Here is a 26,532-nt window from a genome sequence, read left to right as displayed (position 1 = left end):
AAAGGCAGAGCCTAGAAGGAGAAATCATGGGAAAGCTTGAAGGTAAGGTTGCCGTCATCACGGGTGGATCGAGCGGCATGGCGCTGGCGAGCGCCAGGCGATTCGTTGAAGAAGGCGCCTATGTTTTCATCACGGGCCGGAGACAGGAGGTGCTGGACGAGGCCGTCAAACTGATCGGCCGGAACGTGACTGGTGTGCGCGGCGACGCGGCCAATCTCGATGACCTCGACCGCCTGTTCGATACAGTCAAGCGGGTAAAGGGCAGGATCGACATCCTGTACGCGAGCGCCGGCATCGGCGAAGCCGTCCTTCTGGGCGAGATCACCGAGCAGCATTTCGATGCGACCTTCGGCCTGAATACGCGTGGCACACTGTTCACGGTGCAAAAGGCGTTGCCGCTGTTCAATGATGGCGGATCGATCTTCATGACCGGATCAGTTGCTTCGGTGAAAGGTTTTCCTGGTTACAGCGTGTATGCGGCGAGCAAGGCGGCGTTGCACGCATTCGCACGTGGATGGCTCAACGAGTTGAAGGGCAGGAATATCCGGGTGAACGTGCTGCACCCGGGGCCGATCGCCACACCGATGCAGGACGAAATTCTTACTGAGGAGGCGAAGCTGATGTTCGAATCCCTGATACCGCGAGGAAAGATGGGGCGTCCTGAGGAAATTGCGACGGCCGCGCTGTTTCTTGCTTCAGACGATTCGAGCTTCGTGAACGGGCTGGAGTTGTCCGTCGACGGAGGTTTCTCGGCCATCTGAAATCGCGCCCGAACGAGGGAAGCGGCTGACCGGCGGAACGCCTGCGCGAAGATCACCACACAGCAGAACGGATAACCCCGCGCCGTTGAAGACCGGGCAATCAAAGCAATATCAACACAAATCGGAGAAGTATTATGAGCTATGCAATTGTAGGATTCGGTTCGATAGGCCAAGCTCTCGCCCACGCCTTCGCCCGTAAAAACATCAAGGTGGCCGTTGCAAGCCGCCAGCCGCCTGAGGCCTTGGCGCCGCAGGCCCGGGCGATTGGACCCACGGTCATCGCCAAGTCGCTGCAAGATGCACTCGAGGCCGACACAATCATCCTGGCGGTGCCGTTCGGGGAGCATCGCGAGGTTGCGAAGGCCCTGCCGAGCTGGGAAGGCAAGACAATCATCGACGCGACGAACGGGTTTGGCGTTCTCCTTGAAGAGCTGGACGGCGTCCCGTCCTCCGCCTTCGTCGCGAAGGCTTTCACCGGCGCCAAGCTCGTGAAAGGTTTCAATCACCTGGTTGCGGCCACATTGGCTATCGATCCGGTCGTCGAGGGCGGACACCGGGTCGTCTTTCTGTCGAGCGACGACGAGGACGCGATCGCTCCCGTGGCGGCCTTGGCCAAACAACTCGGGTTCGCACCTGTCAATCTAGGAAAGCTCAACGAGGGTGGCGCGCTGGTGCACGCACGTGGCCGCATTTGGGGCCAGCTGATCTTCCAGGATTTGTTCAAGAAGGAACAGTAATCAATCTGCGACCTCGTGATCGATGCCAAGAACTGGTCGCGCGTTAACTGCTTCGAGCAGCGCGCGACCGGATATTTGAAAGCCACAAGTCGCGAAAATGGGAGACGCCCGACAAATCTGCGGTCGCCTGGAATCTATCGAGTGCTACGCTCCGACACTATTCCACGCTATTCCCATTCACTCCCACTCGATTGTTCAAACTGCATATAACCAATTGAAATCACTGCTAAATTTATTCTGCCAGCGACAAAATTCCGACACGGGGACCGTCAAAAAACTACGCTTTTGATTTTAAAGGGAAAATTGCCAAAAAAATATTTTCGGCGTTTCACCAACTATCGCGGTCAATCGGCGAATTCCTGCATTCTAAAGCGCCGCTCGCCGCGTCTACATTATCTCTAAAAGGGCCGTCAGAAGCAATATCCCCAATTGCACCAGCGGGCTCGAGATGCCCAAGATTGCTGACTGAGGTTTAATCCAATGCCGCCTGCACCAGCGCAATCGTAGCCCTCAATGTAGATGAGTCTAGCCCCCCGCGCTCATCATCGACGGAGGTAAAAAGGTTTCGGCCAAGCGCAAAACCGTTAGCCTCGTACCACCGTAGTTTCCACTCCCAACCCCTCCGGTAGTCCTCACGATGTAACATCCCTAGATGTTCCCAAACAATGAGATCGCCATCAGGCGTGACGAACGAGAAATCCGGTCGTAGCCGCCCAGCCTCCGCCTCCCCTTCAAGTACACGCTCGTAGTCATAGTCGATGCTCGATTGGAACAGCATATTCGCGATGACGAGTTCAGATTTGCTGCGAACGAGATGGCCCTTCTCGGTGCGATGGATGAGGTTCTCAGCGTAGGGCACTTCAGCCTCGACCCGACGAAGCACACCTTGAAAGAGGTTGGTATTACGACGAGCCGTTTCCGACCGTTCCGGTCGAGTGTAGTCGAATAGGATCGATGCATTATCTCCCTCGATCAGAAGCACAAGCTGGCGCCGTGACCGTGTGAGCGCGGTATAAAGAAGCTCCCGCGACAGAGGGCGGCAATTCTTCGGCAGAACTACAAAAACCTTTTGAAACTCACTTCCTTGCGACTTGTGAACCGTAATCGCGTAGGCAAGTTCGAGCGGACCCGACCCCCCTGGAAAATCGCGACCGCTATAACCGAATGTCAAGTTCGGCCTGCCTGCGAACAGGACATTTAGCCAAGGTGATTTGCCGCCGGCCACAAGCCCGACTTCGCCATTCGCCACATAATGTTTGTCCGATTCAGAACCGTCGTAAGCATCGCGCCACTGGTTCGAGACTTGTATCACCTTGTCCCTGATAACGACGCTCTCATCGCCCAGACTGACCACCCAAGGGTCGGCGGCCGCCTGAAGCTCCCGCGCCCGAAAGCGCCGCTGCGTCCACCTCTTTAGGTCGTGAACACCGTGAGGATGTAGCCTCACGGGTGACAGAATCTGCCAACGCTCTGATCCATCAGGCGCATCGAACGGAACCCAGCCACGATCGTCCAGTCCGAGCGAAGAATTGAAACCGGCCACGTCCAGCGGAGTGGAAAGACCGAGGTGTAACTGGAACGCTTCTCCCAGTCGCTTGCGTAAATCGTCCGGAGTCTGCCAGAAGAGCAAATCCAGATCGTTGAACGGCCGACCAAGTTCTAGGTCGCTGAGAACCCGATCCGCATCGACGGGTTGTGGTTCGCGCGTGAACCAGGATGCGAGCCGAAGCGTATCGGAGGGGTCGTCTGCGCCGGCGACGGCGCGAACCTCGACCGTCAACCGGGCAAGTGCGTCGCTCAGTGGGAACCCTGCTTCATCCTTGACAGATGTGGTTTCGAGGAAGGAAGCAAGATCGGCGAAGGGGCGGCCTACGCCGATCGGCGGCAGCTGGTTAGGATCGCCAACAAGAACGACGCGCTGGACATGTGCGAGATCGAGGGCCTCCAACACAGCAACCAGATCGTCCATGGTAAGCATGGAGCATTCGTCAATGACAACTGTTCGCTCCTTGCGATACTTCTCGTCACCCGTGAAACGAGGACGTTGACGCGCACCGTCGTATCGACCTAACTCGTTGAGAAACTGCGCGACCGTTTTGGCCTCGCCTTTCGCAGCCTTGCCAAGTCTTACCCGGGCCTTCCCAGTGGGCGCCAGAAGCAGAATTCCGCCTCGCGCTAGCTCGTCGTTCAGCAGAAGAGCTCCCATGACGGATGTTTTTCCGGTGCCTGCACGCCCAACCAGGGCCGTAAGCCGCCGTCCGGTAATACGGCCGAGCGCCGCCGCTTGTTCATCGATTGCGAGAGAGTGGCGCTTGTTCGCGGGGTCATAAGTTCCGCCTGCATTCGTGATCGCCTTGACGAGTAAGGCCTTCCAGTCCGCGAGAATCGTCGGTGCAGCGCGCGCTGCCCGCTTACTCAGCAGGGACCGGAGCCGGTCTTCGCGAGACTTTAGGTCGGATAGTTGGAGCGCGCTAATGGGTGTTCGGTTGGCCTCTCCACCAGACACCTCAACGATTTCGACTACACCAGCCAAACCTACCGCGTTGGCTGCCGGCCAGTCCGTGCCGATCAGACAAGGATGCGCGAGTTCAATGGTCGCAACCCTATCCAAGGCCTCGGTAGCGCTTAGGAGAGCGTCGCCGCTGTCCGCAGCACGCCTCAGGACGGCGACGATCGCAGCACGGAAGCGCCTCGGGTCATTGGCCGACGCTATGCGTGACGGCTCAGGTAGCGGATGCTTCGCGGCGATCGTCGCGTCGGGCAGCACGCCCCTATCGATCGTGCCCACTGAAACCGGGGCATCCTTGGCATCTCCGAGGTCGAGTTCGCTAATCCGATAGGGATTTGCGAGGATTCCCTCGTCGGTTACTGCGCTCGTCACCGCCGGTCGGCGCTTGGCGGGATCAAACCATCGCAATGCCTGAGCTGGTGTAAGTGAGAAGCGTGATAACAGTTTGAGAAGCGCTCTCCGCTCCTCGCCGAGATTGATCCAAGTGGCCTGAACGGCTTCGAGGTCTGCCACGTAGGCTTCCTGAGGTGGCGCCTCGATCCCGCGAAGAAGGGCGTCGGCCAGAGGCCATGGATCGGCGTCGCTAGCGATAGCACCGGTCGCCAAGAGTTCGAGACTCAGCGCTGTGCCAAGTCGCATCCCAAGGGCTTCGAGAGCGGACCCAAGCCCGGGAAACGCGCCGCGATCAGTCCAGGCGAGGCCGATCTGAGTATTTAACCATTCTTCCCGTCGCTCCCAGGGCCCCTTTGCGATCCCATGCTTGCGAATTTTCCGGACCGCATCCAAGCACCGGATCAGGGTCGACAGAGCGACATCGGTAGGAGCGAGCTCCGCCGCGAATGAGAACATACGCGTATGAGCGGGATCTGCAGACACCGCAATCTCGTTCAGGAGATCTGCACGGCGCGCATCTTCTTCTGCATCGCCGGTCGACTCTAGATATTCATGGTAGGGTAGCAGGAAGCCATCGGAGCCATCGGGCCGGATCGAATGGCGAAGCAGACGATCCCACATGGGATAAGTGGGCTTCCCGCTTGGTACGTCATACTGCTTAACGGGGGGAACCGTTTCTATTCGTCCGACGCCAACTATAAGCCGTGAGATCGTGTCCCCGAGCGGCTGCCCCTCCTTACAATAGAAGAACACAAGCGAACGCTCTGGCATTAGGCGTCCGAATACGAGATCAACAATGGCTGTCTGCCTGGCCCGACCGAAGACCCAAGGGCTCGCGAATGGCGACTTTTCGTCAGGTGGCAGGGGGGTCGGCAGTCTCGCATCGATTGCCGGCTGCTCACTTCTGAGCATCCATCCAAATGGCACGGCGAATGCCGCGTATTCGGGGACCCTGACGATGGTAGGTTTCAGTGCGCCGTGCGTCTCGGCCGCTTTCTTGATCGTTGAATAAGGGTGTTCGAATCGGCGAAGCCACGGCCGCTCGTTCATGAACGCGCCTGATTCGGCTTGACAGGGCGGAAGCTGCTCAGGCGCAAGCTCATCCCAGGCCATGCCGGCTATGGCATCTAACGCATCGTCATCTTTCTCTTCTCGAATTCGATCTAGCGCCACACAAAACGAATTGGACGAAGGCATCGGACACACGCGGCCATTCCATTTGGACTCGTGCCAAGCAACCCGCATAGTCAGATGAAACACTCTATACCCCCCTCAAGTGATCGCTGAACTCAGACAGAACTGATCTTAACCCCCAGCGCTAAGTACGTTCTCGATCCAAGGGTGATCTGGCGAACGCTGCCCCTGAAGCAGGAAGTGCATCTCGCCGCTGAAAGGAGCCTTCACCCTGATCATGCGATGTATCTCGACCGAAAGCTGCTTAAAGCGCCGCGTTGTTTTTAGATCGGTCTCATCAATTTCAAGGAATGCCTTTTTTGCCTCGCGCACTTTTTCAAGAAGCTGGCCCGCGGTCGTGTGACGCCGTTTGCACGTCGGCTCATAGTCGAGATGATACACCTCGATTGACTGCTCAACGCGGCGGATGGCGGAAGGGTCGGCGGTGGTAGCGCACGGCTTCCCGTTCTCGCGCTTACACCCGAGCAGAAGCCAGTCATCAGGATCACATGGATCGAGGATTGCTGGATTTTCAGCCTCTACTGTGGCAATCAAATCGTCGTAGTCAATTAGCCCTGGATCAACGGCGTACACCCGGGCCCCCTCGTCGACGAGGGGAAACCGATCCGCTTTGCCACCAGCAGTCCCATTGTCGACATCTACCCGCCGACTATTGCAGAAAGTACATGCAAAACGGAAATTACGAGATTCAAAGCTCAGCCACCGGTATCCGCTGTGCTCAAGCAGAGCGTCTGCTACCCTACCTTTGGGACGGAAGTGATCGACCGCATTGTCTGATCGATCGACAGGTGTCTCGCAAAACCAACATTTGTCGTGAAGCAATGCACCGAGGCGCTTCTTAGCGTCGCGCCATATATTGTCATGGTCGGCGATACTAGCGCCGTTCTCCACGACGTCTCGACAGGCCGCTTCCGCAAGCGCGGGCCAACCATCCTCTAAACGGAGATCACCGATGTCAACATATCTCACGCTTTATCTTCCTGATCTTCCTCAAGCGTGGATATGAGGCGACGAGCAAGATCCTCTCGCTCTTCCAAAGTCATATCGACAACTCTACGCGCCAGCACTTCCACATTCTTTGTCTTGAAAATCCGCTCCAGTTCTTGATTCCGGATTCTGAGATAGCGAGAGTATTCATCATCCGGAAAGAAAAAACGGAATCCCAATTGGTCCAGCCGCGCATTGACGGCATCCAGCTCCGTCGCCTCGTCCGCAGTTAATTTCTCACGAGACGCTAGGTGGCGTTGACGCTCAAGATCGAGCTGTGTCGTTTCATCGAGTTGTGACGCTATTCCGAACATACTGCTCGTCACAATTGAAGCGTATCCCATCCCTCGCGGATGTTCGTCTGGGAACGAAACCATCACCTTGCGCCGCCCGGACTCGATCTTTGTCTGAAGAATTTGAACTTGTTGCAGAGACAATTCAGCAATCGCGATTGGATTATGTGTCGTCATGATCACATGGCTTGTTTCTTGCTCGCTGGCTGTATTGCCGATGAATTGTCGAAGAAACTCTAGGTATTTCACACTCCATTTAGGATTAAGGTGGGTGTCGGGTTCATCGAGTAAGATTAGACTTTCTTCCTCCGCGGTGAAGCGAAGCAGGCCGAGCACCGTGAGAAGCTGCTGCTCGCCTTCGCTCAGCTCACGAAAGGTCACGGTCCCATCCCCGCTGTCGACCTTAATTTTTATCCGCACTTCCTCGACCAACTGAGAGACGTAGGTACTCTCAAGGTCGCGGAAAAAGTGCCCCGGGGGCTGATCACCCACCAGCTGGCGCAGTGCCGCGATATCCTTGATGTATAAATATTTGAACTCCAGCCGAGTCTTGTTCCAAAGTGACGTGTTCACGCGCCGCTGCACATTGATCGGCGCGAGCGCTACCTCCTGAAGCCTATCGAGGAAGCTGCTTACAACCCCGCGGGCGCCCCAAAACCGCGCATCCCCGTCTCGGTGAGGAGGCCAGGGCGGCTGCCGCAACACGAAGAGAACCGACTCGAAGCCGTGCTCCGGATCGATACCCAGATGATCGCGTAGTAGGCTTTCGGCCGCGGACGATCCTCCAATAAGAAAAGCAAGAAGGACGAATTGGCTATGGACGGGAAGAGCGTAAAACAGTCTCTTGAGCCCGGGATCTCGACCTTTCCGCAACTGCTCATCGTACCATTGAAGATAGGGAGCGAAGACCTCACCCATCCGAGGGCTCTCGCCTGAGTAGTAGCTAAAGACATAGCGTGGTAGGTTTGAGTCGTCTTTGAGGAAGGTTCCAATCCTCATGCGCTTCGGAGGCAGTGCCGGCGCATCTTCTGTAAGAGAGGCGAAGGTTACGACAATGTTGAATGGTTCTTTTTCGTCGGGATCATGTGATATGGTAACTGATCGATGGAGGTCACCACTGCCGATCCGATACTTGAGAACAAACGCAAACTCGATCTTTGGAGAACGCCTGGTATCGATTAACTCCCGGAATATCACTGCGAGAGCTTCAAGTACGTTCGACTTCCCGGTGCCATTCCAACCGATAACGATCGTCACCCAGTCATCCTGATCAAAGTCGATAGTGACGTCCTTCAGGTTTTTGAACCTGTGGGTGGGGCTATCCTTCGGGGATCCAATCGTGAGCTTATCTACACGCATCTCAGCCGGCAGCTTTCAGTTGGAGGCGGTCACCGAGTTTCGCGCCGTCAGCATCTTTGAAGGGCTCCGCTACCAGCCGTCCATCCTGGTCAAGCGCCCGAAGCTCGGCATAGAACGGCTCCACCTCCTCAGGCGCCGCCCCTTCTTTTATGCCATAGAGCTCCGCAACTTGCTGGGCTGAGACCGGCGCTTTGGCTTCCTGCAAGATCTCCAATACCGTGCGCTTCATAGTCTTCGCTCCGATCCGCCGTGTTAGTGCGCGGATTTTGGGTTTTTGCTTCATGGCGATTAGTCGATCGAGTTGCATGCTCGCTGGCTCGTCGCTGCTGTGATTGGTGCTAAGCCGACCCGTCAGGGCCTCGTCCAGCATGCGACCATTCAGTCGCTCTAGCATCTGAAAGGCCTGCGCCACAGCGGCCTCGCCGGTCGCAAGCCGTCGCATGCCAGATCGCACCAAATCCACGATGGCTTGCTGTTCCTCAAGACCGGGACACCGCAACTGAAATGCCGCCAGTTTCTTCGCGTTGATATTTGATTGGCCTGCACTGTCGCTTCTAACGGCGAAGCAGTGTTCGCGACCAGCGGGACTGTTTAAGCAGTAACCAAGATAATCTGGAAGAACGCGTTCGGCGCATCTAATCCGAATGAGGTAACCCGCATGGATCGCCGGCTTCTCCCCATGGTAGACCGCCGTCTTTCCGACCAGTTGTGGACTTCCGTTGGTACGGTTGAACAGAACATCACCCGGCTCTAGCAGGTAACGATCGATTTCCTTCTCGTCCGATGTAAAGACGAGATCAGTCCAGTCGAGTTCCCCGCGTTGAATATTACCCATTCGAAGAACAACAACCTTGCCTGTCGGAGCAGACTTCGCGCTTGAGCCGTAGGCGATGCTAAGGGCGATATCCCCGACCGAAACCAACGGCGCCTTATCAATGGAGCTATATGCTCTCCCGGAAGGAAGTAGAGTTAAATCGTAAGCTGCTGCCAGGAGCGCGGAGCGCCCCTTCTCCACAGCGACGGCCCCCTCATCAAGGCTAGAGCGGATCGCGGCTATCCGCTGCTCGTAGGCATTGAGCCGCTCCACGATGCGGTTCTGCTCGGCCAGAGGAGGAAGCACAATCGGCGTGGCCTCGAAAGCTGCTTTTGTGACATGTCGTAGCCCAGCCCCGCCATGAGCCTTAGCGATCTGCTGATCGAGGGTGTGGTTGATTGCGGCTCTAAAGAACTCGCGGTTGATCGCCTCTGGATCTACACGGACATTGAATATGTGCTGGTTGAGCACCGATTCCTGGCCGCGCCAGATGTGCGCGCCAAAGGACGTGCCCGGCGTACCCGACCACGCAAACAACAGATCACCATCGCGGACGAGATGCCTCTCATCGACGTCTCCCGGGAAGTGGTTGAAGGGTGTATTCTGACGATTGAGATTTTGGATACGTATGATCGGCAGACCCTTCGTTCCCCAGTCGGAGGGCTTAAAGGCCCGACCGTTTATAAGATCCGCGATTGCGCCAATGGAGGTTTGCACCCAGCCGGGAGGAAGCTTCTTCATCGCTCCACCTCGTCCGCCGGCAGATCTTCCATCAGCGATTCAATCTCTGCTATCGCGGACTGGAGATGAAAGAGAATGGTCGATGCCACGTCCTGCAACGTCGAACTGTCCGGTTCGTCAGCGTCACGCGGTGTCATCCATATCAAGTCGAGATTGTCTCCCGCTGCCGCAATGTCTTCGCGTTTGAATGACCGCCAACGGGCAATGTCGGTAGATTCGGGACGGCGCTCCCTACCAAAAGGGTCTGCTCCGTAGACATCCTCGAACTCTTCAAAGTGCTCAGGCCGCAAGGGACGTGTCTTGCCGAAACGTGGCATTTCCGTTCGTAAGTCGTAGACCCAGATACGGCTCGAGTTTTGCGGATTCCTTGTCCGACGCGTAAAGAAAAGGACGTTCGTGTTCACGCCTTGGCTATAAAATATCCCATTCGGCAGTCTGAGAATAGTATGGAGGTCGCATTCTGCCATGAGGTCGACGCGGATTGCCCGCCCCACTCCCCCTTCAAACAGGACGTTGTCCGGAACGACTACTGCAGCGCGGCCGCCTTCCTTCAGCGCAAGCCTAATGTGCTGAAGAAATGCCAACTGCTTATTGGTAGTCCGATGCGGCAAGTCCTCTCTTATTTTTCGCGCGCTGCCTGCTTTGTTGCCGAATGGGGGGTTAGCTAAAATCACGTCGGCGGGCGCGAGTGCCGCCGCGTCCGCGGTTAGGGCATCGCCAAGTATCAGTCCTGCATTTAGCCCATGCAAGAACGAGTTCATTTGGCAGATGCGGTAGGTCCCTTTCTCGATCTCGACACCCTCGAAACGAGGTGGGGTAGATCCAGGAGAAGCCGCTTTGGAGAACTGCTGAGCTGAGATCAAGAAGCCGCCACTTCCGCAGGACGGATCTTGCACGAGCTCACCAGCAGCAGGACGCATCAGGCGTACCATTGAGTCGACCAAGGGCCGGGGCGTAAAGTATTGCCCGGCTCCCGATCGCGCATCCTGAGAGTTGCGGGCGAGGAGCCCCTCATAGATATCCCCCATCCCGTCGGCATCAACGGAATGCCAGTCAAGCTTGGCGATTCCATCGATGACTGCACGCAAGTTCTCCGAATGCGAAAAAACTGTCGTCGGGAATGCATAAATCTCTTGGACCACGCGATTCTCTGCGTGACCACCTAAGTATGTCAGCATGTCGCGATAGAAAGTCAGCAGGTCAGGCCCGCGGTACTCTATAAGATCTCGCCAGCGGTAGCCCTCTGGTAAAGCTCTATCGGTATCAGTTTCCTCCGCGATCTTTAAAAACAGGAGATAGGTTAGCTCAGAAATGTACTCGTGATAACTAACCCCATCACCTCTCAGTATATGACAAAGACCCCAAATTCTCTTGACTAAGTCTCCGCTAGTTTTTATCTGCGCCGCCTTCATTCTATTTCTCCGATATTGGCTATTTCCTGATCTCGCATTCGATCAGGCGAACAGCCTTCAGGCATCTGCGGCAGAACAGCGGAATACATAGTCTCTTGTGGAATTAAAGCCGGAGGGAATGAACCCCGGGCGAAGATCAACTGCCGGAGGTGGGGATCAGCCATGAGCGGCCTTTCCCACGCTGCGCGCGAGCCAAGTCGGTAGCTGCGGCGCTACCGCAACAAGTTCGTTAAACGTGGACGGCGGAATCTTACGCTTCAGTGCCACGAGAGCAGCATCGGCCTTCTCAGGACCAAGCCAGGCAAGCGCTCGAACTACCGCGCCAGCAGGCCTATTCGCCAGAGCAAGCTGCCAGCGAGGCGCATGTCTCAGTTCGATTGTTTGCTTGCCGAAACACATGGTCCGACTACGGCCCGACGTCAGGTAGACCAACCGCACCGGCACCTGCGTCGTAAGACCAAGCGTATTGGCAGCCGCGGCACCGCTAGACACGATGACCTCGCCTCTCTGGCTTGCGAGCGCCTCGACGGCCTTTTGCACCGAGGGCGAGCGGATGCCGTGTCGACTCGAAACGGGACGTAGATAGAGGCCGCGCCCGGCGCGGATCAACTGACCTCGCTCGGCAAGGCGCGACAATGCCTGGTCCACTGCAGCGCGGTTGCCGAGGTGGAGCAAGCTTTTTGCCGCGATAGGACTTCCCTCGGGCAGCCCACCTGCATGATCAAGAATCTGTTCGGTCAACCGTTGCACGCCATTCTCCTGTCAGAAATCTATGACGTTTTCTGACAGCTATCAAGAAGAATGTCACCTTCATTGACCCAAGCTCCGGGTGGAGGTCACTCGAGGCATGAGGAAAGTGGCAATATCTTTAATGACAACGGCAAGTTCCCCCGGATCGTGGGCTACTACTCCCTCGACGAAAGCGCGCCATTGTCGCTTCTTCTGCGCGTCCTCGGCGAAGACCGACGTCAGCGCATCCGGCAGGTCTTGAGGTATTGCCGTTCCGCGCCGCGCGAAAGTGGCGGCGATCGCGCGGGGCAACCTGTCATCGTCGAAGGTGAAAGACCGGCTGAGAATCCAGATGTCGTAGAAGTCCTTCATCCGGGTATTAGCCCGTCCCAGCGCCACCATCGCCTGGAATTTCTCGGCAATGACGGTCTCGCGCGCATAACCCCGCAGCCGGGGCATGGGAAAGTCCAACATGGACGGATAGTCCAGTTCTTCGGCGCCGGGCTCCACCGCATCGCCAAAGCCGATATCGATCGTCAGACTGATCCGGGCGCCGCCGATCGATGCTGTTGTCCGCAGTCGCAGGCCGCCATATTCCCGTTCTTCGCGGATTCGATCGACACGAAGCGCATCGACGTCGAACTCCACACCGTCGGCCGCACCCTGCGCCAGGATATCCCGAAACGTCGCCAGCATCGGCTCCGCGCTCGGATCGCCGAAGCCCAGCAGATCAAGGTCGCGCGTGCCGCGGTGCGGGTCATCGAACCAACTCATCATCAGCATCGCGCCCTTCAGAACGAAGCGGTCGGCGTGGGGTGACTGGCTGAGCCGGAAGAGCAGCCGCTCCAGCGCGAAACGGGTCAGGACAAGATCGAAGGTCTGGCCGCTCGTCTTGGAGACCTGCAACAGGCGGGCGCGAACCGAGGCGCCGATATTCTTGATCTCCTTAGCCATTGGCGGTCAGCGCCTCGAGATAGGGCCGAACGATCGTGGCGACTGTTCCTCGCTCAGCCTGCCTGGCAATCTCGCCCGGCGTCGTCTTGCGCTGACGCAGCGCTTCCTGAAGGCCTTCGATCGCCACGGACAGGCCAATCTTGTTCCGATAGCGGAAGCAATCGGCGACCGTCTTCGCGACGCCGAAGACCTTCACGGCCACTCCCTCGACAGCGTGGGTTTCAACACCCTCCGTTAGGAGGCGATCCGTGAAACGTACCAGCCGAATGGGCGTGCCTTCGGCTTTCGGGGACCAGTCCTTCTGACCCACGGCGAGCCAAACCTGCCTCGGGAGCTGATCGGTCAGACCATGGAAAGCCAGGGCCGAAACGAGGCAAACCACGCCTTTGGGAATCCGTTTGGCGGCCTCTGCGAGACTGTGGTGAACGTCGAGGGGCGCATCGGAAAGTTGATAAAGTCCTCGCGCGAGCCGAAGCACCTCTCCGTCGCGTTCCATGCGACTCATGGTTGCGGCCGTTACGCCCGCCTCGCGCAGCTCCGCCAGGCGCGAAATTCCGCGCGCGGTCAGTACGGTATGGGCAATCTGGCGTTGGGACATGGATGGTGGCACGATACGAAAACTCGGAACATAGGAGTTGTTATCCGAGGATTTGTATCACTCTTCGTATGGCGAGGAAAGGTGCCAGATCAAAGAGGTTGTCGCTCTGGTTCGAGCTCAAGCCGTTGGAGGCAGGAAGCGATGACACCTTATGTCAGCTTCGTGCTACATTAAAGATGATAACGTCGCACGAAGATATCAGATGCCACACCGCATTACCCATCTGTCGGGGTCAGACGCGCTTTGCGCAAGCTTGGGGCCGACCTACGGGATGCCCGCCGGCGACGTCACTTGCCGATGGCGGTCGTCGCGGAGCGCGCATTCACATCCCGATCCACACTCCAACGCGTCGAAGCTGGCGATACCGGCGTGAGTATCGGCATCTATGCCGCAGTCATGCATGCTCTTGGCTTTCTTGCCCACCTGCAGGAAATCGCTGACATCAGCCGTGATCCTGTGGGGCAAGTTTTGGCCAGCGGAGATCTGCCGAAACGCGTTCGGATCAAACGGACACCTGGACCAAAGAGCGACGACTGATCTTTGCAGAACCTTCGACGTCCGCACCGGGAGGGGAACGCCTTCCCCTGCGTCCGAGCCCTGCGGTCTCGGCCGACCCCCTTCTGCGGGAGGCCCCGCAACGCCCCTTTGAGAGGAAGAGGACGGACCGGCTTTGCCGTGACGGGTTGAGGGCTGGAGAAGAGGTCTCCGGCGCCCGTCATGGAGATTGGTCCCATGAACATGCAAGTTCTCGATGCACGCTGCGACACGACCGGCGGTTACAAAGTCGATGTCAACCGCGGCGAGCGGGTCGGCCGCGTCTCGTCCGAATGGTTCTCGCGTCCGGCCGACGAGCGTTATCTGTCGCTGTCCGAGTTGGCGCGCTCGGTCCGCGACCGCGCCGATCGCAGCCGGACCTGCGTGGTGGAGAGCGCGCTGATCCATGTTGAGGCGAACCGCAATGACCCGGAGCGGCTGGCGTTGATTCTCCCGGGCACGGATGTGCCTATCGCGCCGACACACTGGTCCTTCGGACAGCTCGCCAGCCTGGTCGGCGCACCCGCCGCCTACCTGCGCCAGCTCCCGGCGGCGCTCGCCGCCATCAACCTGCAATACGGCCTCACCTCCAACCGGGCCGAGCAGATCAAGACGCTGGAAACCGACGATGGCCGCACGGAGCTGCGCGCCGTCACCGGCCCAGATTATGGGAGGATATTCGATGCAGAACTCGTGGAAGCCGTGCAACGCATTGCCGGCAACGGCACGGGCGACACCCGCTGGAAGGTGCCCGGCGTGCTCAACTGGTCGACCGGCGTCTACAATCCGCGGGTCGATATCACCAAGGACACGACGACGCTCTATGCCTCCGATCGCGACGTCTTCCTGTTCCTGGTCGACGACCTGAATCCGATCGAGGCCGGCCGATTGCCGGACGGATCGCCCGACCTCTATTTCCGGGGGCTTCTATTGCTGGAATTCCGAGGTCGGCGCCAAGACCCTCGGCATGGCGAGCTTCTATCTGCGCGCGGTTTGCCAGAATCGAAATCTCTGGGGCGTTGAGGATTTCGAGGAGATCACCATCCGCCATTCCAAATATGCCGCCAATCGGTTCGCCCATGAGGCGGCCCCGGCGCTCCTGAACTTCGCGAACTCGTCGCCGCAACCCTTCGTCAACGGCATCAAGGCGGCGCGCGAACGGATCGTGGCGAAGACCGACGAAGACCGCACCGACTTCCTGCGTCGTCGTGGTTTCTCCAAGGCCGAGACCGGCAAGATCATCGACACGGTGCTGGCCGAGGAAGGTCGCCCGCCCGAGAGCATCTTCGATTTCGTGCAGGGCATCACCGCCGTCGCGCGCGACAAGCCCCATCAGGACGCCCGCCTCGACATGGAGGCCAAGGCGAAGAAGCTGCTCGACCGAGCGGCCTGATTTCCGTGAAGCCGGGGATGCGGTTTTCCGTGTCTCCGGCTTTGCGCTTCCGTGTCTTTCCGGTTTGCCGGTCCGTGGCGCTGCCCCCTTTAGAGGAAGAGGGCGGCGCTGCGCTTCGTGACGGGTTGGAGGTCGAGAGAGAGGCTCTCGGCCGCCCGTCCTGGAGTATCCCGATATGGCAACCGCCGTTCAGAAGATCGCGTCCCTTGGCGAGCGTCGCGACATCCCCTTCAACAAGCTCATCCTGAGCCAGGCCAACGTCCGCAAGACCAAGGCCGGCGTCTCGATCCCCGAACTAGCCGAGGATATCGGCCACCGCGGTCTTCTTCAGAACCTCAACGTTCGCCCTGTGCTCGACGGCGAGGGCGTGGAAACCGGCATCTTCGAGGTCCCGGCCGGCGGTCGCCGGTTCCGGGCGCTCGAACTGCTGGTCAAGGCCAAGCGTCTCGCGAAGACCGCACCGATCCCCTGCAACGTCCGCGACGCGACCTCCGCGATCCCGGCCGAGGAAGACAGCCTCGCCGAGAACGTCCACCGCGAGGCGCTCCATCCGCTCGATCAGTTCAAGGCCTTCCAGGCGCTGATCGGGCGCGGCATGGGCGAGGAGGATATCGCCGCCCGCTTCTACGTGACCCCGGCCGTGGTCCGTCAGCGCCTGCGGCTCGCCTCGGTCGCTCCGGCGCTGCTTGACGTCTATGCCGAGGACGGCATCGCGCTTGACCAGCTCATGGCCTTCACGGTGTCGCATGACCATGCCCGGCAGATGGAGGTCTGGGAAACCATCCAGCGATCCTACAGCCGCCAGCCCTATGAGATCCGCCGCATGCTGACTGAGGGTGCTGTCCGCGCGTCCGATCGTCGTGCGCAGTTCGTGGGGGTCGAAGCCTATGAGGCGGCCGGCGGCGCGACCCTTCGCGACCTGTTCCAGGCCGACGACGGCGGGTGGCTGCAGGACCCGGCCTTGCTCGACAGCCTCGCCACCGCGAAGCTCGGCACAGCCGCTGAGGAGATCGCGGCCGAAGGCTGGCGCTGGATCGATGCCGCGCTGGACTTCCCCTACGGCCACACCACCGGCTTGCGCCGGATCGCGGGCGAGCGCCCCGAACTCACCGCCGACGAGCAGACCGCCTACGAGGCCCTGACCGAGGAGCTGGATCGGCTCTACGCCGAGCATGACGATGGCGAGGATTTGCCGGAGGCGGTCGATCTGCGGCTCGAGGAGATCGAGACCGCGATCGCCGCCTTCCAGAACTGGCCGACCCTCTACGATCCGGCCGAGATCGCGCGCGCCGGCGCCTTCGTCAGCATCGACAGCTCGGGCCGACTGACCATCGAGCGCGGCTATGTCCGTCCCGAGGACGAGGCGCCGATCGCGTCTCAGATCGACGGCGACGGCGAGACCGAAGGCGCGGCGCCGAACGCGCAGCCGATGCGGGCGGTCATCACCATCGGCGGTAAGCCCGAACCGGAGGATGAGGAGGACGATGTCATCAAGCCGCTGCCCGAACGCTTGGTCAGCGAACTGACGGCGCACCGCACCCTCGCTCTGCGGGATGCGCTCGCCGGCAACCCGCACGTCGCGATCACGGCGCTGCTGCATAAGCTCGTGCTCGACACCTTCCACCGGACCTCGTCTTCCGGCGGGTGCCTGGAGGTGTCGGTCCGCCACGTCTTCTTCTCCGCCCAGGCCGCCGACCTAAAGGACAGCACGTCCGCCAAGTCGGTGGCGGAACGGCAGGAAGGCTGGGAGGCCGACATCCCGCAGGACGAGGATGCCCTTTGGGACTGGCTTGTCGATCTCGACGACGTCAGCCGGACCGCCCTGCTGGCGCATTGCGTCTCCTACGGCGTCAATGCGCTCTCCGAGAAAGTCGACCGTTATGGCGGCTCCGGCATCTCACAGCACGGGCTGGAACGTCGGCTGAAGCAGGCCGACCGGATCGCGCGCGCCGTCGGTCTCGACATGGCGGAAGTGGGATGGCGCCCGACCATCGACAACTATCTCGGTCGGGTGACCAAGCCACGCATCCTCGAAGCGGTGCGGGAAGCCAAGGGCGAGGCGTCGGCGCAGCTCATCGATCATCTGAAGAAGGGTGACATGGCCAAGGAGGCTGAGCGGCTGTTGGCCGACACCGGCTGGCTGCCCGAGCCGCTTCGGCTCGCAGACCTCGCAGGCGATTCTGCATCGGACGCTGAGAGCGGCGGAGAAACTGAGGGGGCCGAGCTGCCGGAATTCCTCAGCACCGATGACGAAGAGGAAGCCCCGGCCGATTCCGAGGACGACGAAGGTCACCTCATCGCCGCCGAATGATGGGCTTGCGGGGCGGTTTCGGCCGCCCCGCACCTTCCTTCATGCCCAAGCCAGAGTGAGAGGACGGCCGGGACGGGTTCGAGCCGGTCCGGTCGAGAGAGAGCGCCGCCGGTTCGTCCCGATCCGCTCTCCGAGGTTCTTCCGATGACGACGATCCCTGTATCCGCGGCAGCTCCGCTCGCCGCGCTGCTTCCCCCTCGGCCATGTCCCCGATCCTTCTGCCGCGATTTTCCAGGCCGCGCAGCTACTGCTTCCCCATCTCGAACACGGCCAGCGGGTCGATGCCGCTGCCCTGCGCACCGCCATGAAAACCACCTTCGGCGCATCCGACACCTCCGGCGCCTGGGACTGGAAGACGGCCTATGAGGCCTGCGAAGTAGCGACGATCCTTTTCTTGCGCAAATACGGCAACGCGCTTTTACGCAAAGCCGGGTCTCCGGCTGCTGCCCTGCCGATGCTGGTGAAGATCGCCAGCCTTCTTCCCACCCACACGCGGAGATCGGAGGAAAGCCAGTCCTTCCAGCAGTTCTCGACGCCACTCCCGCTCGGCGTCGCCGCGCTAACCGCTGCGGCTATCACACCAGCCGATCGCGTGCTGGAGCCGTCCGCCGGCACGGGCCTTCTCGCTGTCCTAGCGGAGATCACCGGGAGCGCGCTCGTCCTGAACGAGCTGGCCGACACCCGGGCCGATCTCCTGTCCCACCTCTTTCCGGCCATTCCCGTCACCCGCTTCGACGCGGCCCAGATCGACGATCATCTCGACGCGGGCATCGTGCCGAGCGTCATCCTGATGAACCCGCCGTTCTCCGTGATGGCGAACGTCACGGGCCGGATGACTGAGGCCGCCTATCGACACGTCGCCTCGGCTCTCGCTCGCCTGGTCGACGGCGGGCGCCTCGTGACGATCACCGGAGCGAGCTTCGCACCCGATGCGCCGGCATGGCGGACCGCATTCACCCGCCTGCAGGAACAAGGCCGGGTCGTATTCACGGCCGCGATCGACGGCGCTGTCTATGCCAAGCACGGCACGACTATCGACACCCGCCTGACCGTCATCGACAAGGCGCCGGCCGATGATGCGGCGGCATTCCCGGCTTCGCCTGGCGTCGCGCCCGATGTCGCAACACTCATCACCTGGATCGGCGAACACGTCCCCGCGCGGCTGCCCATCGATCCGGCCGTGGCCGTCGCCGTGGCTTCGCCCGCGCAGGCTCCGCGGACCGTTCGCGGCTATGTCGCCCGCGCCGCCGCCACAGCAGCCCGCACCGTTACCGAGCTTGCGGGCGTCGAACTCGCCTATGAGACCGTGGACTGGACGCCCGCCGAAGACGGCCGCATCACCGACGCGATCTATGAAGAGTACGGATTGCAGGCGATCCGTATTCCCGACGCTCAAGCTCACCCGACCAAGCTCGTGCAGTCGGTGGCGATGGCCTCGGTCGCGCCGCCGAAGCCGAGCTATCGGCCCAGGCTGCCCACCAACATCGTCACCGACGGCCTTCTCTCCGACGCGCAACTCGAAACCGTCATCTACGCCGGCGAGGCGCATTCCGACTTCCTCGCAGGCTCGTGGACGCTCGACGACACCTTCGACATCGTCTCGGCCGCGCCGGACAATGCGCCCAACGCCGTGCGCTTCCGCCGGGGCTTCATGCTCGGCGATGGCACTGGCGCCGGCAAGGGTCGCCAGTCGGCCGGCATCGTCCTCGACAATTGGATGCAGGGCCGTCGCAAGGCGGTGTGGATCTCCAAATCCGACAAGCTGCTGGAGGACGCCCAGCGCGACTGGTCGGCGCTCGGCATGGAGCGCCTGCTGGTCACGCCGCTGTCGCGCTTCTCGCAGGGCAAGGACATCCGCCTCTCGGAAGGCGTCCTATTCACCACCTACGCCACGCTACGGTCCGACGACCGCGGGAGTAAGCTTTCCCGCGTCAAGCAGATCGTCGAATGGTTGGGCTCCGACTTCGATGGAGTGATCATTTTCGACGAGAGCCATGCCATGCAGAACGCCGCGGGCGGCAAAGGTGAACGCGGCGATGTCGCCGCCTCACAGCAGGGACGAGCGGGCTTGCGCCTTCAGCACGCCCTGCCGAACGCCCGTATTGTCTATGTCTCGGCGACCGGCGCAACCACCGTTCACAATCTCGCCTATGCCCAGCGCCTCGGTCTCTGGGGCGGCGAGGACTTCCCGTTCTCGACCCGCGCCGAATTCGTCGAGGCGATCGAGGACGGCGGCGTGGCGGCGATGGAGGTGCTGGCCCGCGACCTGCGCTCGCTCGGCCTCTACACGGCACGGTCGCTCTCTTACGACGGCGTCGAATACGAGCTGCTCGAGCACCAGCTTACGCCTGAGCAGACCGGCATCTACGACGCCTATGCCGGGGCCTTCGCGGTCATCCATAACAATCTCGACGCCGCGATGCAGGCGGCGAATATCACCGGCGACACCGGCACGCTGAACCGCCAGGCGAAATCCGCCGCCCGCTCGGCCTTCGAATCCGCCAAGCAGCGGTTCTTCGGTCATCTCCTGACCTCGATGAAGACGCCGACCCTGATCGGCTCGATCGAGCAGGACCTGGCCGACGGCCATGCCGCCGTGATCCAGATCGTGTCGACCGGCGAAGCCCTGATGGAGCGCCGCCTTGCGGAGATCCCGACCGAGGAATGGAACGACGTCCGGGTGGACATCACGCCCAGGGAATATGTCCTGGATTATCTCGCCCATTCCTTCCCGGTGCAGCTCTACGAGCCCTTCACCGACAGCGAGGGTAACCTGTCGTCGCGGCCGGTGTTTCGCGACGGCCAACCCGTCGAGAGCCGCGACGCCGTCGCCCGCCGTGACCGCCTGATCGAGACGCTGGCCTCGCTGCCGCCGGTCCCGGGGGCGCTCGACCAGATCGTCCAGCGCTTCGGCACCGACGTCGTGGCGGAGGTGACCGGACGCTCGCGCCGCATCGTCCGCAAGATCAGCCCCGGCGGTATCGATCGCCTCGCCGTCGAGAACCGTGCCGGGTCGGCCAACCTCGCCGAGACGCAAGGCTTCATGGACGATCAGAAGCGTATCCTGATCTTCTCCGACGCCGGCGGCACCGGGCGCAGCTACCACGCCGATTTGTCGGCGCGGAACCAGCGGCTGCGCGTCCACTATTTGCTGGAGCCAGGCTGGAAGGCCGACGCCGCCATTCAGGGCCTGGGCCGCACCAACCGGACCAATCAGGCGCAGCCGCCGCTGTTCCGGCCGATCTCGACGGACGTGAAGGCGGAAAAGCGGTTTCTGTCGACCATCGCCCGCCGGCTCGACACCCTGGGCGCGATCACGCGCGGCCAGCGCCAGACCGGCGGTCAGGGCCTGTTCCGGCCCGAGGACAATCTGGAATCGCACTATGCGCGCGACGCGCTGCGCCAGCTCTATCTGCTGCTGGTGCGCGGCAAGGTCGACGGCTGCTCGCTCCAGATGTTCGAGGACGCCACCGGCCTGTCGCTGACCGATTCCACCGGCATCAAGGACGAGTTGCCGCCGATCACCACCTTCCTCAACCGGCTGCTGGCGCTGACCATCGAACTCCAGGGTGTCCTGTTCACGGCGTTCGAGCGGCTGCTGAACGCCAAGATAGAAGGCGCTATCGCGTCGGGCAGCTATGACGTCGGGCTGGAGACCCTGCAGGCCGAGAGCTTCATCGTCACCGATCGCCGGACCATTCATGTCCATCCCGGCACCGGAGCCGAAGCCCGGCTGCTGACCATCACCCAGCGCCAGCGCAACCGGCCGGTGATGCTGGCCGAGGCGCTCGACCATCTCGACGATCCGCGCGCCAGGCTGCTGATCAACGAACGCTCGGGCCGCGCCGCCGTGCAGATCCCGACCACCAGCATCATGCTGGACGACGGCGAGATCGAACGGCGCGTCCGGCTGATCCGGCCGATGGAGGCGCACAACCTCCCCATCAGGATGATGGACGAGACCCATTGGATCGACGCGGACCGGACGGGCTTCACCGCGGCATGGGATGCCGAGGTGGCCGAAGTGCCGGAGTATGCCGACAGCACCATTCACGTCGTCAGCGGGTTGTTGCTGCCGATCTGGAAGCGGCTGCCGAACGAGTCGACGCGGGTCTATCGGCTCCAGACCGACGACGGCGAGCGCATCGTCGGCCGTCGGGTCTCTCCCGCATGGGTGGCCGGCGCGCTCGCCACCGGCACATCGACCCTGACGCCGGACGACGCCTTCATGGCGCTGATGGACGGCAAGACCATCCTCGACCTCGCCGAGCGGCTCCAGCTTCGTCGTGTCCGGGTCATGGGCGCCAACCGCATCGAGCTGTCCGGCTTCACCGACGCCATGCGCGATCGCCTGCGCGCCTATGGCCTGTTTCACGAGATCATCTCGTGGAAGCTGCGGATGTTCGTGCCGACCGATACGACCGGCCGCGCGATCCTGACCAAGGTGTTGGAGCGCTATCCCGTCGAGCGCGTCAGTGAGCGAGAGGTGGCGTGATGGCACGGCACGACGCTTCCGAGTTGGCGATCCGTCTCGGCCGACAGGCCGAGGCGGTGTGCCGCCATTACCTGACTTCCGGCCATCGCGAGGGCCGCTATTGGATGGTCGGCGACGTGCGCAACACCCCCGGCCGCTCGATGTTCGTGCGGCTGAAGGGCGGCGAAACCGGCAAGGGCGCAGCCGGAAAATGGACCGACGCCGCCACTGGCGAGCATGGCGACCTGCTGGACGTCATCCGTGAGAGCTGCGGCTTTGTCGACTTCAAGGACGTCGCCGATGAGGCGCGCACATTCCTGTCGATGCCGCATCCTGAACCGGACCGTCCGCATGGTGGCGAGCGTAAGTCACCGGCGCCATCAGGATCACCGGAAGCGGCACGACGGCTCTTTGCCATGGCGCAGCCGATTTCGGGCACACTCGTAAAGACGTATCTCCGCACACGCGGCATTACCGATTTGCACGAAACCGGAAGCCTTCGCTTCCATCCCCGCTGCTATTATCGGCCCGACGAGCATTCCCCGACTGAGACCTGGCCGGCGATGATTGCATCGGTCACCGATCTCGACGGGCGTCAGACCGGCGCGCATCGCACCTGGCTCGCCCCGGACGGGACGGACAAGGCCCCTGTCGACACGCCGAGGCGAGCGATGGGCGACCTCCTGGGGCATGCCGTTCGCTTCGGTGTGGCGGGTGAAGTGATGGCGGCAGGCGAAGGTATCGAGACGATGCTATCGCTCAGGATGGCGCTGCCCTCCATGCCAATGGCGGCGGCGCTCTCGGCGGCACATCTCTCGGCCATCCTGTTCCCCGACACGCTGCGCCGGCTCTACATCGCCCGCGACAATGATCCGGCCGGCGACGGTGCGATGGCAACGTTGATCGAACGGGCGAACGCGGCCGGGATCGAGGCGGTCGTGGTGTCTCCAGCCTTAAGCGACTTCAACGAGGATCTCCGCTTGGCGGGTCTGTGCAGCCTCCGGGCAGCGGCCCGGGTGCAGATCGCGCCACAGGACGTCGCGCGCTTCATGGCGCTTGCGGCATAGGCCGACAGGAGAATGCAGGCGGCGGGAGCGCCGTCGTCGGCATCGCTCGGATGATCCCCATGTCGGAGAGAACCGCGCCCCGGCCTTCGAGAGGGCGATCGGCCAGCAAACGGCCCGGACCCGCAATGTCTGCGGCGGACTATTTTCCGGCGCGGCCGACGGCCGCTTTCCATCGCGAAACAAAATAGCCCGCCTTCGTCATCCTCCGCTGTGCTCCGGCCCTCCGCTCCGCTGCGGATGCAGGTCCGGCCCGCCCGCCGGCTTTCGTCGCCATGAAGGCCGCGAGGGTCGCGGTCAAATCGACGGAGCATCCCGATGAGCGAGCACGACGACTACGAACCGCACCACGCCTCTTCCCCCACCGACCATGTCCTCAGCGAACTCCAGCTTTACGGCTACCGTCCCTTCACGGATGAGCCCGATCCCCGACCGCTTCCGGAGGGCGACCACGTCGCCGGCGCCATCGCCGACATCTTCGACGCCCTGATCGCCACCCTGGAAGACACCCGCCTCGAGCCCGATCTCGACGATCTCCTCTGGTCGACGGTCAACGTCTTCCACCGGGCCACCGACCGGATCGAGCGCGAGTTGGACGACAATGAACAGGCGCAGCGTCGCGGCCAGCGCGAACAGGACGGTAGCGAAGTGAAGGCCGTCGAGCTGGAACGCCTGACGGCCGAGGGCCAGACCATGATCGAACGCCGCAACGCCTTCGAGCTGATGCGCGACCAGGCCGCCGAACACTACGAACGCCACACGGGCTCGAACTGGCGACCGCGCAGCGGATCGATGGTCAACCACCGCAACCTGACCTCGGCGATGATCGACAGCCGCGACTTCCTCGCTGCCAAGAAGCGTGCCGACAATCAGGTGCTGCTCCCCGCCGGTCCGAAAATCGCCTTCACCGGCGGGCTCGACTTCAACGATCACCACCTTATCTGGGCCAAGCTCGATCAGGTCCACGCCAAGCATCCCGACATGGTGCTGCTGCACGGCAAGTCGCTGAAGGGCGCCGAGAAGATCGCGGCCAAATGGGCCGACGCCCGCAAGGTGCCCCAGGTCGGCTTCGCCCCCGATTGGACGAAACACGCCAAGGCCGCACCGTTCAAGCGCAACGATCAGATGCTCGACGTCCTGCCGATCGGGGTCATTGTCTTCCCCGGCACCGGCATCCAGGACAATCTCGCCGACAAGGCGAGGAAGCTCGGCATCCCGCTGTTCGATTTCCGTCCGAAGGGAGGCGGCGCGTAAGCGCCGTTCTCTCGCAGCATCTCGGGTCGGAACAGCGACCTGCGACTGATGATCTTGCCGGACACCATGAACACGCCATCGCCGGTGTAATGCAGCGTCTCGGGATGTTTTGGCGATGCGGCGACATGCGCCTTCACCACCTCGAAGATGAAGAAATTGTACTTCTCGACCAGCGCATCGTCGTGAAGGCGGCATTCGAAGCTGGCATGGCATTCGCCGATCAGCGGCGCATCAACCTCGCTCGCGTCTTGCGCCGTGAGATTGAACTTGGCGAACTTGTCGATCTCGACCCCCGATGTGTTGCCGATCCCGACCACCGTATCGGTCAGCGCCGTCGTCGGCAGGTTGATCACGCATTCCCGGCTTTCGCGGATCATGCGGTGGCTGTGATTACCGCCGGAGATCATCAGGCCGACAAGCGACGGCGAAAACTCCAGGATCGTGTGCCAGCCAAGCGTCATGATGTTGGTCGCGCCCTTCCAATTTGACGACACCAGCACGATCGGGCCTGGCTCCAGATAGCGCCGGACCTGGCTGACGGGGAAATCGGTCTTCTTGGGAAGCTTCGGCACTGGCGTTCTCTTCGGCTGTTGCGCTTTGCATGACCATACCGGCCCGTGTCGGCAGCATCACGACCGGCAGCACGGCGACGATGCTAGGGCGTGAAAGCATTGAACGGGCGTTTCCATCGTGGCCCTGGTCATGGCGGAAAACCATCTCCCGCTTCCATTGCGCTAATCCTTGGTCCAGCCGCTGGCCTGACGCCATCAACCCGTAAAGGGTCGGCTATGCGAGCATGCCGCCGCTCCAGCTTCGCCTACACGGTGATTGCGGCCCCCGGCCGGACACATCGGGCGCCTGTCGCGCGGGAGATGGTCTCCCGCCTCCAAGACAGGAGCCGGTCAGATGTCCCTCAAGCAAGCTCACGCCTTCGCCTTCAGCCTCGCCACCACCCTCATGGTCTCGATCGTCATCTTCCAGGCCGGCGATGGCACCATCGGCGTCATGCCCGCCGGCGAATATGATGGCGAAGCCGCCGCCATCGTTCACGAGGTCGATCCCTTCGCCCGCTGATCGCGGGCAAAGGCGTCACGGCAGCAAGCGGGGATCCGACTGGATTTCCGCTCCCGCCCCGCCTTCTCTTCGGCTATACTGTTGTCGCGCCGTGGTGGTGGTGGAGGCGCAACCGTCGGACCTTTTCTCACGGAGACCACCATCATGATCTTCATCGGCATCCTCTCCAGCATCGCGGCAATCGGCGCTCTGTGCTGGCTGTTGTTCACACTGGCTGTCTTCGCACTGCCGTTCTTTGCAGGCGTCAGCGCCGGGACATGGGCCTATCAGACCGGCGCCGGCTGGCTCGGCACGATCATCGTCGGCCTTGTCGCCGCCGCACTGACGCTGGGGCTCGGGCAGGTCCTGCTCGCCTTCATCCGTCCGCTCTGGATGCGCCTCGCGATCGCACTCGCCTTCGTCGCACCCGCAGCGCTCGCCGGCTACCACGCGACGCACGGCATCGTGAAACACACCATGCCCTCCGACACCTGGCAGATTATCTTCTCCGTCATCGGCGCAATCGCCGTTGGCGCCACGGCGCTGATCCGAGTGACAGCAATGGCCGCGCCCGGGCCAACCGGGCAGAACGTCGCGCGCGCCTGACATCGTTGCAGGCGGCGGCAGGACGGCGAGTTGATGTCTTACCTGTCGCGCTCGCCTCGTCAGGGTCGTTTGCAATCGCGTTGATCGGATCGACGGCTGACCCAACCGACGCGCTGTGCCCTCGGTGACGGTGCTGGAGGCAATGCTTTGACACGCTCCCGACGGTGCGAGTGCCGGGAGGGGGCGATCTCGCGGGCGGCGGCAAGGAGACGGCGGGACGTAGCGTCTGACGGAGCTGGTTGAACCGCGGTGTCGGGCGTCGTCACGGTCATATCGGTCCCGGGTGGTCGCCACGTTCTCCTGTGATGCATCTCTGTCAGGTCGACCGCTCCAAAACGGCCTCTTCAATGGGCTGATCTGGC

17 protein-coding genes and 2 pseudogenes are annotated in these 26,532 nt (G+C 61.5%); 10 read left to right on the top strand and 9 right to left on the bottom strand.

Annotated elements, in window-relative coordinates; genetic code table 11:
- Positions 1–26 precede the first annotated feature (26 nt).
- Together HB779_RS09530 and HB779_RS09525 are read left to right on the top strand one after the other, a co-directional pair.
- A complete protein-coding gene (locus HB779_RS09530) occupies positions 27–761 on the top strand; it encodes an SDR family NAD(P)-dependent oxidoreductase (RefSeq protein WP_188345469.1) in 735 nt (244 codons plus the stop codon).
- A gap of 134 nt (positions 762–895) precedes the next feature.
- The gene (locus HB779_RS09525; protein ID WP_188345468.1) at positions 896–1,498 is read left to right on the top strand and encodes an NADPH-dependent F420 reductase; all 603 of its coding nucleotides are present in this window, start codon (positions 896–898) and stop codon (positions 1,496–1,498) included.
- 472 nt (positions 1,499–1,970) lie between these two features.
- Here the strand turns inward: HB779_RS09525 and HB779_RS09520 are convergent, their stop codons facing one another.
- The 8 genes from HB779_RS09520 to HB779_RS09485 all read right to left on the bottom strand — a co-directional run bounded on the left by HB779_RS09520 (position 1,971) and on the right by HB779_RS09485 (position 13,481).
- Entirely contained in the window at positions 1,971–5,021 is a 3,051-nt protein-coding gene (locus HB779_RS09520) for an AAA family ATPase (protein ID WP_188345467.1), read from the bottom strand.
- Between the two features lie 684 nt (positions 5,022–5,705).
- On the bottom strand, positions 5,706–6,563 hold the full coding sequence (locus HB779_RS09515; RefSeq protein WP_188345466.1) for a hypothetical protein: 858 nt from the start codon (positions 6,561–6,563) through the stop codon (positions 5,706–5,708).
- Complete coding sequence (locus tag HB779_RS09510) at positions 6,560–8,233, bottom strand: AAA family ATPase (RefSeq protein ID WP_188345465.1); 1,674 nt, start codon at positions 8,231–8,233, stop codon at positions 6,560–6,562. The genes HB779_RS09515 and HB779_RS09510 overlap by 4 nt, the downstream gene beginning before the upstream one ends.
- Position 8,234: 1 nt before the next feature.
- Positions 8,235–9,788 carry a restriction endonuclease subunit S gene (locus HB779_RS09505; RefSeq protein ID WP_188345464.1) on the bottom strand — a complete coding sequence of 518 codons (1,554 nt, stop codon included), beginning with the start codon at positions 9,786–9,788 and terminating at the stop codon, positions 8,235–8,237.
- Entirely contained in the window at positions 9,785–11,200 is a 1,416-nt protein-coding gene (locus HB779_RS09500; protein WP_188345463.1) for an N-6 DNA methylase, read from the bottom strand. Before HB779_RS09500 ends, HB779_RS09505 begins: the two co-directional genes overlap by 4 nt.
- 156 nt (positions 11,201–11,356) lie before the next feature.
- Entirely contained in the window at positions 11,357–11,950 is a 594-nt protein-coding gene (locus HB779_RS09495; protein ID WP_188345462.1) for a DUF6088 family protein, read from the bottom strand.
- Positions 11,951–12,010: 60 nt separating this feature from the next.
- Positions 12,011–12,883 carry a nucleotidyl transferase AbiEii/AbiGii toxin family protein gene (locus HB779_RS09490; RefSeq protein ID WP_188345461.1) on the bottom strand — a complete coding sequence of 291 codons (873 nt, stop codon included), beginning with the start codon at positions 12,881–12,883 and terminating at the stop codon, positions 12,011–12,013.
- Positions 12,876–13,481 carry a type IV toxin-antitoxin system AbiEi family antitoxin domain-containing protein gene (locus tag HB779_RS09485; RefSeq protein WP_244642505.1) on the bottom strand — a complete coding sequence of 202 codons (606 nt, stop codon included), beginning with the start codon at positions 13,479–13,481 and terminating at the stop codon, positions 12,876–12,878. Before HB779_RS09485 ends, HB779_RS09490 begins: the two co-directional genes overlap by 8 nt.
- 195 nt (positions 13,482–13,676) lie before the next feature.
- Between HB779_RS09485 and HB779_RS09480 the strand changes: the two genes are divergently transcribed.
- The 6 genes and pseudogenes from HB779_RS09480 (at position 13,677) to HB779_RS09455 (ending at position 24,511) form a co-directional block, all read left to right on the top strand.
- Positions 13,677–14,018, top strand: a complete 342-nt coding sequence (locus HB779_RS09480) for a helix-turn-helix domain-containing protein (protein WP_244642596.1) — start codon at positions 13,677–13,679, stop codon at positions 14,016–14,018.
- Positions 14,019–14,213: 195 nt separating this feature from the next.
- A pseudogene (locus tag HB779_RS09475) lies at positions 14,214–15,408 on the top strand (DUF932 domain-containing protein).
- A gap of 175 nt (positions 15,409–15,583) precedes the next feature.
- Entirely contained in the window at positions 15,584–17,719 is a 2,136-nt protein-coding gene (locus tag HB779_RS09470) for a ParB/RepB/Spo0J family partition protein (protein ID WP_188345458.1), read from the top strand.
- 304 nt (positions 17,720–18,023) lie between these two features.
- Positions 18,024–22,214 (top strand): strawberry notch family protein, encoded by a 4,191-nt coding sequence (locus HB779_RS09465; RefSeq protein WP_244642504.1) that lies wholly within the window; start codon positions 18,024–18,026, stop codon positions 22,212–22,214.
- Entirely contained in the window at positions 22,214–23,260 is a 1,047-nt protein-coding gene (locus tag HB779_RS09460; RefSeq protein WP_188345457.1) for a toprim domain-containing protein, read from the top strand. The genes HB779_RS09465 and HB779_RS09460 overlap by 1 nt, the downstream gene beginning before the upstream one ends.
- Before the next feature lie 315 nt (positions 23,261–23,575).
- Positions 23,576–24,511 (top strand): DUF2493 domain-containing protein, encoded by a 936-nt coding sequence (locus HB779_RS09455; RefSeq protein ID WP_188345456.1) that lies wholly within the window; start codon positions 23,576–23,578, stop codon positions 24,509–24,511.
- 14 nt (positions 24,512–24,525) lie between these two features.
- Here HB779_RS09455 and HB779_RS09450 read toward each other — a convergent pair.
- Positions 24,526–25,083 (bottom strand): annotated as a pseudogene (locus tag HB779_RS09450) (flavin reductase family protein); the annotation flags it as partial.
- A 334-nt stretch (positions 25,084–25,417) separates the two neighbouring features.
- Here HB779_RS09450 and HB779_RS09445 point away from each other — a divergent pair.
- Positions 25,418–25,585, top strand: a complete 168-nt coding sequence (locus HB779_RS09445) for a hypothetical protein (RefSeq protein WP_188345455.1) — start codon at positions 25,418–25,420, stop codon at positions 25,583–25,585.
- A gap of 144 nt (positions 25,586–25,729) precedes the next feature.
- On the top strand, positions 25,730–26,170 hold the full coding sequence (locus HB779_RS09440) for a hypothetical protein (RefSeq protein ID WP_188345454.1): 441 nt from the start codon (positions 25,730–25,732) through the stop codon (positions 26,168–26,170).
- Positions 26,171–26,532: the final 362 nt, after the last annotated feature.

Source organism: Phyllobacterium sp. 628, from assembly GCF_014189505.1.
In the GTDB taxonomy this organism is placed as follows: Bacteria; Pseudomonadota; Alphaproteobacteria; order Rhizobiales; family Rhizobiaceae; genus Phyllobacterium.
This window is presented reverse-complemented; position numbering and strand designations above follow the sequence as displayed.

Excerpts from the sequence above, each read along its gene's own strand:
- HB779_RS09530 (WP_188345469.1), top strand. The coding sequence starts at position 27 with ATGGGAAAGCTTGAAGGTAAGGTTGCCGTCATCACGGGTGGATCGAGC.
- HB779_RS09525 (WP_188345468.1), top strand. The coding sequence starts at position 896 with ATGAGCTATGCAATTGTAGGATTCGGTTCGATAGGCCAAGCTCTCGCC.
- HB779_RS09520 (WP_188345467.1), bottom strand. The coding sequence starts at position 5,021 with ATGTGGGATCGTCTGCTTCGCCATTCGATCCGGCCCGATGGCTCCGAT.
- HB779_RS09510 (WP_188345465.1), bottom strand. The coding sequence starts at position 8,233 with ATGCGTGTAGATAAGCTCACGATTGGATCCCCGAAGGATAGCCCCACC.
- HB779_RS09505 (WP_188345464.1), bottom strand. The coding sequence starts at position 9,788 with ATGAAGAAGCTTCCTCCCGGCTGGGTGCAAACCTCCATTGGCGCAATC.
- HB779_RS09500 (WP_188345463.1), bottom strand. The coding sequence starts at position 11,200 with ATGAAGGCGGCGCAGATAAAAACTAGCGGAGACTTAGTCAAGAGAATT.
- HB779_RS09490 (WP_188345461.1), bottom strand. The coding sequence starts at position 12,883 with ATGGCTAAGGAGATCAAGAATATCGGCGCCTCGGTTCGCGCCCGCCTG.
- HB779_RS09485 (WP_244642505.1), bottom strand. The coding sequence starts at position 13,481 with ATGTCCCAACGCCAGATTGCCCATACCGTACTGACCGCGCGCGGAATT.
- HB779_RS09470 (WP_188345458.1), top strand. The coding sequence starts at position 15,584 with ATGGCAACCGCCGTTCAGAAGATCGCGTCCCTTGGCGAGCGTCGCGAC.
- HB779_RS09465 (WP_244642504.1), top strand. The coding sequence starts at position 18,024 with ATGAAAACCACCTTCGGCGCATCCGACACCTCCGGCGCCTGGGACTGG.
- HB779_RS09460 (WP_188345457.1), top strand. The coding sequence starts at position 22,214 with ATGGCACGGCACGACGCTTCCGAGTTGGCGATCCGTCTCGGCCGACAG.
- HB779_RS09455 (WP_188345456.1), top strand. The coding sequence starts at position 23,576 with ATGAGCGAGCACGACGACTACGAACCGCACCACGCCTCTTCCCCCACC.
- HB779_RS09445 (WP_188345455.1), top strand. The coding sequence starts at position 25,418 with ATGTCCCTCAAGCAAGCTCACGCCTTCGCCTTCAGCCTCGCCACCACC.
- HB779_RS09440 (WP_188345454.1), top strand. The coding sequence starts at position 25,730 with ATGATCTTCATCGGCATCCTCTCCAGCATCGCGGCAATCGGCGCTCTG.